Origin of the sequence: Chryseobacterium metallicongregator, assembly GCF_031324065.1 — a bacterium.
GTDB classification, from domain to species: Bacteria; Bacteroidota; Bacteroidia; order Flavobacteriales; family Weeksellaceae; genus Chryseobacterium; species Chryseobacterium metallicongregator.
The window spans coordinates 1-1422 of sequence record NZ_JAVIXS010000038.1 but is presented as its reverse complement, the minus strand read 5'-3'; the positions used below and the strand labels follow the sequence as shown (position 1 = coordinate 1422).

The window sequence follows — 1422 nt, the reverse complement described above, 5'->3', positions numbered from 1 at the left end:
ATTGGTTACTACATTCTGATACGTTGCAGATAACTATACAGTATTTTTTGTTCCGCCCTGTGTTCCGGCAGCTGTAGCTGCTTTAATTGTCAAAACATTGCCAGGAATTAAGTTCGTTCCTTTCATTTCATTAGCACCTCCTGATTTTACTTTAACATTAAAGTTCTTCGTGGAAGTAACTTTTAAAGAGTTGGCTTTAGTATTCGTCTGATCAGAGTTATAGTCTGCTGCTGTAACGTAGTTAAAGTCAACTGAATTACCAATGGCAGTACTTCCTGCGTCAATGGAGATTACGTCGTTCAGAGTAATGTTTACCGTTGTGGTTGCAGTTGTATTTTGAGCTTGAACATTGTTAGTTCCTAATATGATCGCTCCAAAAGTTAAGGCTGTGATTACGATTTGTTTTTTCATGATGGTAATATTTTATTGTTATTTTTTACTTAATTGTTATCTTTTGTATACTGCAAATTTATAGTGGTGCTAAAAGTTTCTTTGTAGTGGAAAAAGGAAGTTCACGTAGTAAAATCACTACATGGTTTATTCATTTGACTTAAATAGTAAAACCCTCAACACTTAGAAAGTGTTGAGGGCATATATAAATTGCTGTTATTTCTATTATAAAGCTGTCGTAATATAAATTCCCGGATTTTGAGTTTTATCTATAATCGGTACAATACATACAAAATCAAAGGCCTCCTGAGGAAGCCTTCGAAACACCAAATCACAAAATATTAATATGAAAAATTAATTTATAAAGCTGTTGCGGTATAAGTTACTGTTTGCGTATAAGTTCCGGCTGGTTTACCTAAAATATCAGAAGATGAGGATTTTGCTGCTGGAATAGTGTAATCCAGATTCAATGTTAAGGCACTTCCAAGAGGAGCATTGGTAACTAAATTCTGATCCGTTGCAGATAAAACTACAGTATTTTTTGTTCCGCCCATTGTTCCGGCAGCTGTAGCTGCTTTAATTGTCAAAACATTGACAGGAATTAAGTTCGTTCCATTCATAAAATTAGCACCTCCTGCTTTTACTTTAACATTAAAGTTCTTCGTGGAAGTAACTTTTAAAGAGTTGGCTTTAGTAATGGTCTGATCAGAGTTGTAATCTGCTGCAGTAACGTAGTTAAAGTCAACTGTATTACCAATGGCAGTACTTCCTGCGTCAATGGAGATTACGTCGTTCAGAGTAATGTTTACCGTTGTGGTTGCAGTTGTATTTTGAGCTTGAACATTGTTAGTTCCTAATATGATCGCTCCAAAAGTTAAGGCTGTGATTACGATTTGTTTTTTCATGATGGTAATATTTTATTGTTATTTTTTACTTAATTGTTATCTTTTGTATACTGCAAATTTATAGTGGTGCTAAAAGTTTCTTTGTAGTGGAAAAAGGAAGTTCACGTAGTAAAATCACTACATGGTT

The 1422-nt window shown here is 34.2% G+C and carries 2 protein-coding genes; both read right to left on the bottom strand.

Translation table 11 applies throughout. From position 1 onward, the window contains the following. Nucleotides 1–33: 33 nt before the first annotated feature. Nucleotides 34–411, bottom strand: a complete 378-nt coding sequence (locus REB14_RS24165) for a hypothetical protein (RefSeq protein ID WP_309523491.1) — start codon at nucleotides 409–411, stop codon at nucleotides 34–36. A gap of 338 nt (nucleotides 412–749) precedes the next feature. Next, nucleotides 750–1295 (bottom strand): peptidoglycan-binding protein LysM, encoded by a 546-nt coding sequence (locus REB14_RS24160; RefSeq protein WP_079242269.1) that lies wholly within the window; start codon nucleotides 1293–1295, stop codon nucleotides 750–752. Between the last annotated feature and the right edge of the window lie 127 nt (nucleotides 1296–1422).

Coding starts and splice junctions, on each gene's coding strand:
- REB14_RS24160 (WP_079242269.1), bottom strand. CDS start 1,295: ATGAAAAAACAAATCGTAATCACAGCCTTAACTTTTGGAGCGATCATA.
- REB14_RS24165 (WP_309523491.1), bottom strand. CDS start 411: ATGAAAAAACAAATCGTAATCACAGCCTTAACTTTTGGAGCGATCATA.